The sequence below is a fragment of the Flavobacterium sp. genome (assembly GCF_003525665.1).
Lineage (GTDB): Bacteria > Bacteroidota > Bacteroidia > Flavobacteriales > Flavobacteriaceae > Flavobacterium.
Genome location: NZ_DQDX01000220.1, coordinates 1 through 6,840, shown reverse-complemented (window position 1 = coordinate 6,840; position 6,840 = coordinate 1). Strand labels below are relative to the sequence as shown.

Sequence of the window (6,840 nt, the reverse complement as noted above, 5' to 3'; positions counted from 1 at the left end):
CTCCTAATTTTAATTTGTAGTCGCCAGTTTATCAGGATTGTAACCAATGTATGGCATAACAGTTTCTTTGAAAATCACACCGTATTCTTCGAGTTCTTTAAGGATTGGTTCGTAAACTTCTTTGCGAATTGGCAGTTGTACGCCTGGTGTTTTTATGTTTCCGTTTAAGATTTGTAATGTTGCCATTGCGACTGGTAAACCAACGGTTTTTGCCATTGCTGTATAGGTTTGGTCGTCGCCGATGCATACCATTTTGGAGTCGATTTGTTGTTCTTCTCCGTTAATTTCGAAGCCAAATTTGTGGTACATCACAATCATGTCTTTGTCGTTGGGTTCTAACTTCCAGGAATCGTTTAGTATGTGTTCTAAAATTTGTGCTGGAGTGGCGTTTACTAATCCGATAATTTTGTTTGGATTGAATAAATCTAGTTCCAGAAGTTTGTCCCACATGATGTCGTCTTGCTCAATATTTAGCGCCATTCTCAACTTGATTTCTACAGAATCTGTTGGATGAAAAGGCAAAAATGAGTTCACAAAATCGCGGTAACTCATGGTTTCTGAGTTTTCCATAACGTAGTTGTCATCGGTCATTCCCAATTGCACAAACATGTTCCAAGCTTTTGAAAATCCAACTCGTCTGATGGTTCCACGGTACAAAGTTAGTACGTCGTCTAAGCCATAAACGCTTCGGTATTTCAAAGAATCGCGGTTGGCGTAACCTTCGAATTTTCCGTAACCTTCCACTAATAAAAATTCGGTTCTGCGAAATAATTTGTGGTACGGAATGTATTTGTATTTTCCTTCTTGAATGAATTTTGCCGCGCCACCTTGACCAGCCAAAACTACATTTCTTGGTGCCCAAGTAAATTTGTAATTCCAAAGATTATTGTCGCTTTCTGGAGCAACTAATCCGCCGCAGAACGATTCGAAAAGCAACATTTTTCCGCCTTTTTCTCTTATTTCATCCAAGATTTTCATTGCGCTCATGTGATCGATTCCTGGGTCAAGCCCGATTTCGTTCATGAAAATCAAGTTGTTTTCTTTGGCTAATGCGTCTAAACTTTGCATAGCATCAGAAACATAAGATGCAGTAACCATGTGTTTTTTGAAAGTGATGCAGTCTTTGGCAACTTCAATATGCATGTGCGCAGGCAACATCGAAATTACGATATCGGCTTTTTGAATTTCGGAATGACGTTGTAATTCGTTGTGAATGTCCAACTCAATTGCGGTTGCATTTGGATGATTATTGGTTTTGCGTTGCGCCAATTCTAGAGATAAATCGCCAATTGTTAAATGAAGATTTTCTTGATTGGATTTGTTTAAAAGGTATTGTATTAAGGATGATGCCGATCTACCAGCGCCAATTATAAGTATATTTCTCATGGTTTTTCTAAAATAGGATGCAAAGCTAGATAAATTCTAATAAAAAAATTCCAAATTCCAACTTAATGTTTGGGATTTGGAATTTACTATTTTGTTTTTTATTGAATTATTCTAAACCTTCTAGTTCTTCAAGTTCTTGTCTAGCTTCTTGTTTGGTCTCTATTTTTTGTTGTTCAAATTGTTGGTCAACAGCAACTTCATCTTTAATTAAAAACGTTTTTCCAAGAACGAAAATGCCACATAAATAGGTTATGATAAAAAGCCATTTGGGAACTTGACGTTGGTTAACTTCCGATTTTTTAAAGGTTATGAACAGGAAAATTAATGTAAGTGCGATAGGTAAAAGCGCCAAAGTATCTAAAGGTAAAGCAGAAAATACTATGCTTATTACTACAAAAATTATCGAAAGGATTAAAAATGTTTTTCTCATGATGTTCAAATTAAATTCCAGTTGCCGAAGTTAAAACCAATTGTCCAGTTCCAACAGGAATGCTGAATTTCATTAACGCAGGAACTTTTTTAGCATCGGCGGTAAGCCAAATAAGATTTTTATCTTTTCCTTTTAAAGCATCCGTTTTTGCTCCAATCGATAATTTGTAACAGTTTTTTGTACCAAGATTTCCGGCTTTTACGCTTTCAATTCCCATATATTTTAAAGTCACAGGAATTTCTTTTTCGTCAAAAACTATAGTAAACGATTTAGTTTGACCAGCTTTTAGTTTTGTAAAATCAATAGTTCTTACTTTATATAAAAGTGAAACTACATCTTGAGTTGCAGCTCCAATCGTAAACTTTTTGGTTGTTTCGGGTTGTCTTCTTTTTTTGGTTGTGCTAGTTACTGCATTTCCTTTAAAAGCATATTTTTCTTTTTTAGTATAACCGCCTTCGTCAATACTTCTTTTGTATAAACTTGGTTTTAATGTTATTGGATCTACATACGATTCATAAATGTCGCGAATTTTAAAAAACTTATCCCATTTGCTAAAAGTCGCTAATTCGCAATTTAAATGAAGGTACGAGTTTTTTGCAGTTGAAACGGTTTCTGTAGACATGGTAACTTGCGCCAAATGTGTCATTAATCCGCTCATATTATAAGAGCCAGCATAAACTAATTTTTCGCCCGATGGAACTACAACTTTTTTATCTGAAGTAAACGAACAGAAAATCAATGCTGTAGCTATTAAAAATACAATCTTTTTCATCTTATTAAATTAGGGTGCAAATATAAAATTTTAATATTGCAAAATTTAAAAAGAAAACATAAAAGTCCTTCTTTATTCAATGTATAACAGATAAATTTGTATAAAATTATACATCATCGCAATTATGGATAGAAAAATATTTTCGACAGCCGCTTTTTTCGGAATGACTGCAATTATTTTAGGAGCTTTTGGCGCTCATGCCTTAAAAAAAGTGTTAACATTAGATCAATTAGCAACTTTTGAAACCGGAGTGAAATATCAGATGTATCATGCGTTATTTTTGTTATTTTTAGGATTAAATAATCATTTGACTTCAAAAACTAAAAAAACAATATTGATTTTAACAATTTTAGGGATTATTTTCTTTTCGGGATCAATTTATTTGCTTGCTACAAATTCGCTCACCTCTTTTGATTTTAAGGTCATCGGAATTGTCACACCCATCGGCGGATTACTATTAATAGTGGCTTGGAGCATTTTTATGATACAATTTTTAAAGAAAAAAGCATAATTTTTTACTAAACTATAACGTTGTAATTATTTATTTTTAACTTTGCAGTCAATTTACTAATTGCAACACAATACAATTTTATGGAGAATACTGCCCAATCTACGAAATCGATTTCGTTAGAACAATACGGAATTAAAAATGTCCAAGAAATTATATACAATCCATCTTTTGAATTTTTATATAATGAAGAGTTAAATCCAAGTTTAGAAGGTTATGAAAAAGGCCAGCTAACAGAACTTGGAGCAGTAAATGTTATGACAGGTGAATTCACCGGTCGATCGCCAAAAGACAAGTACATTGTTAAAGACAGCATTACAGAAAATACCATTTGGTGGAATTCTGAAAAAGCAGTAAACGATAACAAACCAATTTCTCAAACTACTTGGAATGCTTTAAAAGAAACAACTGTAAACCAGCTTTCTGGAAAAAGATTATTTGTGGTTGATGCCTTTTGTGGTGCTAACGAAAATACACGATTAAAAGTACGTTTTATTATGGAAGTCGCGTGGCAAGCGCATTTCGTGAAAAATATGTTCATTCGTCCAACCGATGCCGAACTTGAAGCTTTTGGTGAACCAGACTTTATAGTAATGAACGGTTCTAAAACTAGTTTCAAAGATTATGCAGCTCACGGATTAAATTCTGAAGTTTATGTAGCTTTTAATTTAACTGAAAAAGTTCAATTAATTGGCGGAACTTGGTACGGTGGCGAAATGAAAAAAGGGTTATTCTCAATGATGAATTACTACTTGCCATTACAAGGAATTGCTTCAATGCATTGTTCTGCAAATAAAGGAAAAGATGGTGATGTTGCGGTTTTCTTCGGATTATCTGGAACAGGAAAAACTACTCTTTCTACCGATCCAAAACGTGAATTAATTGGTGACGATGAACACGGTTGGGATAACGACGGCGTTTTCAACTTTGAAGGCGGATGTTATGCAAAAACCATCGATTTAAGTGCAGCAAATGAACCAGATATTTTTGGTGCCATTAAAAAAGACGCGTTACTAGAAAATGTAACAGTTGATGCTAATGGAATTATCGATTTTAAAGACGGTTCTGTAACTCAAAATACTCGTGTTTCTTATCCAATAGATCACATTCATAATATCGTTAAGCCAGTTTCTAAAGCGGGTCATGCTACTAAAGTTATTTTCTTAACAGCAGACGCATTTGGAGTAATGCCTCCAGTTTCTAAATTAACTCCAGAACAAACAAAATACTATTTCCTTTCGGGTTTTACGGCTAAATTAGCTGGAACAGAAAGAGGTGTTACGCAACCAGAACCAACATTCTCGGCTTGTTTCGGAAAAGCATTTTTATCACTTCATCCTACAAAATATGGTGAAGAATTGGTAAAAAAGATGGAAGAACACAACGCAACAGCGTATATGGTAAACACAGGTTGGAACGGTACAGGAAAACGTATTTCAATAAAAGACACACGTGCAATCATCGATGCAATTCTTGATGGTTCGATAGAAAAAGCAGAAACTAAAACAATTCCAACATTCAATTTTGTGGTTCCTACTTCTTTGCATGATGTGAATCCGGCGATTTTAGACCCAAGAGATACGTATGAAAATGTAGCCGATTGGAATGAAAAAGCAACCGATTTGGCTTCAAGATTCATTAAAAATTTCGTTCAATATACCGATAATTCCGAAGGACAGAATTTAGTAAATGCTGGTCCGCAATTATAATTTACACACAAACAATACCTAACCAAACGAAAAAATCCGATCTAGTATCGGATTTTTTTTATTCAGGAGCGAACAGTTCAGGCTTTTCTTGTAATCCTTATTCCTGCTTTCCGTTGCAATCTTTTCCTTTTTAAAGAAAAAAGAAAAAGGATTTCCACTACAATCAGGGCTAGGTAGTGATTGTCTTTTTTGAAGTAGTCGTTTTCAATAAAAATTTGTCAAAAAAACTAAATTCAAATAGAATTTACATACAAACAATACCTAACCAAATGAAAAAAAACCGATAGTACTATCGGATTTTTTATTTTATGTAAATGGTTTTCTGTGAAAATAAATTAGTGAGAATCTATGTATTTTTTTATCTTTTCTAAATCATTTATAGTATTCAAAATAGGTTTTCCTTTGTTGTCTAATAAAATCAAATTTGGTACAGCACTAATGTTATATTCTTTTTTTATCGCTGTTTTATCTTTTGGCAATCCAGATAAATTTAACCATGGCATGTTCTCTTTTTCTACAGCTTTTTTCCAGTATTCATAGTTATCATCAATACTCAAACTAACAACATTTAATTTTTCACTATATTTTGAATTAAACAATTTCAAGTTCGGAATTTCAGCTCTGCAAGGTTCACACCAGCTTGCCCAGAAAACTAATAGTAAATATTTTTTACCGTCAAGTGCTTCTTTAAAAGTATGCCGCTTTGCATTAATATCAACCCAATTAAAGTTTTTTGAATACCCATCAGTTTCTAAACTTACCTTGTCATCTAAATATTTTTTTAAGATTTTGTACGATGTGGATTTTTTTAAATCATCAGAAAACAACTCCATTAAAGCTTTTAATTTAGTATTTGAAAATCTTTCTTTTTGCCAAAATAATTGATGTAATACTGCAAAACTGTTAGGGTTTTCTTGAATGATTTCCTTCGAAACATTTGTTATATTTAACTTGCTTTCAATATCGTGCTCTACTGTTTGTAGACCTTTAACTGTGTAATTTATAGTTCCGTTAAATTCTATTTTTTCTAGTGTGTCACATTCTAAAATGATTTTTTCATTACCTATAAAAAAATTCGCAAAAGTTTTTGAAATGGTTTTAGAACCTTTTTTATAATTTTTATTTAATAAGCCTAGCTTTCCTACTGATGTTTTATTTTTCAGCAAAACAAAGTCGACTAATTTTAACTCTGGAATAGAAAAATTATAAGTAAATTTTCCATTAATTGCCTTAACAGTATCACTAGTTATTATAGAATCACCTAAGATTTCATAACCACGCATGTTAATGACAACTGCATCAAAGTCATCTTTAAATAATTGAAAATCACCATTTATTTCACCATCGGTGCTTAACTTTTTAGTACAGGAAACCATCATGAAAAATCCTAAAAACAATAGCGCAATAATTTTTTTCATTTTTGTAAATTTTAATCTCATTCAAAGTTATTGTTTTGTTTGACTTAAGCAAATTTGTAGGTTTATTTTAACCAAAAAAAATCCCAAACTTTATTATAATTTACACGCAAACAATACCTAACCAAACGAAAAAAATCCGATTTAGTATCGGATTTTTTTATTTTAGTTAATTATTTCAAAATTAATGGCCAAGAGAAAAAATTTCCTTTTTCCATTAGTCTTAACTGTTATAGTAGCTTCACCATAACCAGGATCTTTATCTTTGGTGTCTATCGTTGCTTCTAGACTTGTGTTTTGCTGTGGTGCAATGGTGTCATTACTTGATTTTAAATTGGTGCAATTGCATGACATTGTTTTTTCTATAATAATGACTGGTTCTGTTCCTGTGTTTTTAAAATTGAAAGTATGTTTAATAGGAGTTCCTTTTTTTATCTTTCCGGCATTGAATGTAAGTTCATTTGTTTCTAAAAGACCTTGCGAATTTACAATTTCAACATTTTCTTTAGTTAAAACACTTTTCTCATTTAATTCTTTTTGCTTACAAGAAACTGTGATAAGAATTAGTAAGAAGTAAATAAATATTCTCATAACTTAATATTCTTTAAAGTTTCTTGATG

The 6,840-nt window shown here is 32.3% G+C and carries 7 protein-coding genes; 2 read left to right on the top strand and 5 right to left on the bottom strand.

Going from position 1 to position 6,840, the window contains the following annotated elements; all coding sequences use genetic code 11:
- Positions 1 to 9: 9 nt before the first annotated feature.
- From DIU01_RS15200 to DIU01_RS15190, 3 genes are all read right to left on the bottom strand, one after another.
- Positions 10 to 1,386 (bottom strand): saccharopine dehydrogenase C-terminal domain-containing protein, encoded by a 1,377-nt coding sequence (locus DIU01_RS15200; protein WP_290835940.1) that lies wholly within the window; start codon positions 1,384 to 1,386, stop codon positions 10 to 12.
- Positions 1,387 to 1,492: 106 nt separating this feature from the next.
- Complete coding sequence (locus DIU01_RS15195) at positions 1,493 to 1,816, bottom strand: hypothetical protein (RefSeq protein WP_290835938.1); 324 nt, start codon at positions 1,814 to 1,816, stop codon at positions 1,493 to 1,495.
- A gap of 10 nt (positions 1,817 to 1,826) precedes the next feature.
- A complete protein-coding gene (locus tag DIU01_RS15190) occupies positions 1,827 to 2,588 on the bottom strand; it encodes a DUF3108 domain-containing protein (RefSeq protein ID WP_290835936.1) in 762 nt (253 codons plus the stop codon).
- A 124-nt stretch (positions 2,589 to 2,712) separates the two neighbouring features.
- Here DIU01_RS15190 and DIU01_RS15185 point away from each other — a divergent pair, with 124 nt between their 5' ends.
- Together DIU01_RS15185 and pckA are read left to right on the top strand one after the other, a co-directional pair.
- Positions 2,713 to 3,099: a DUF423 domain-containing protein gene (locus DIU01_RS15185; protein ID WP_290835934.1), complete on the top strand. Its 387-nt coding sequence runs from the start codon at positions 2,713 to 2,715 to the stop codon at positions 3,097 to 3,099.
- A gap of 80 nt (positions 3,100 to 3,179) precedes the next feature.
- Entirely contained in the window at positions 3,180 to 4,805 is a 1,626-nt protein-coding gene (pckA, locus tag DIU01_RS15180; RefSeq protein ID WP_290835931.1) for a phosphoenolpyruvate carboxykinase (ATP), read from the top strand.
- Between the two features lie 335 nt (positions 4,806 to 5,140).
- Here pckA and DIU01_RS15175 read toward each other — a convergent pair whose 3' ends face one another.
- On the bottom strand, positions 5,141 to 6,223 hold the full coding sequence (locus tag DIU01_RS15175) for a thioredoxin family protein (protein WP_290835929.1): 1,083 nt from the start codon (positions 6,221 to 6,223) through the stop codon (positions 5,141 to 5,143).
- A 162-nt stretch (positions 6,224 to 6,385) separates the two neighbouring features.
- Entirely contained in the window at positions 6,386 to 6,811 is a 426-nt protein-coding gene (locus DIU01_RS15170) for a DUF1573 domain-containing protein (protein ID WP_290835927.1), read from the bottom strand.
- Between the last annotated feature and the right edge of the window lie 29 nt (positions 6,812 to 6,840).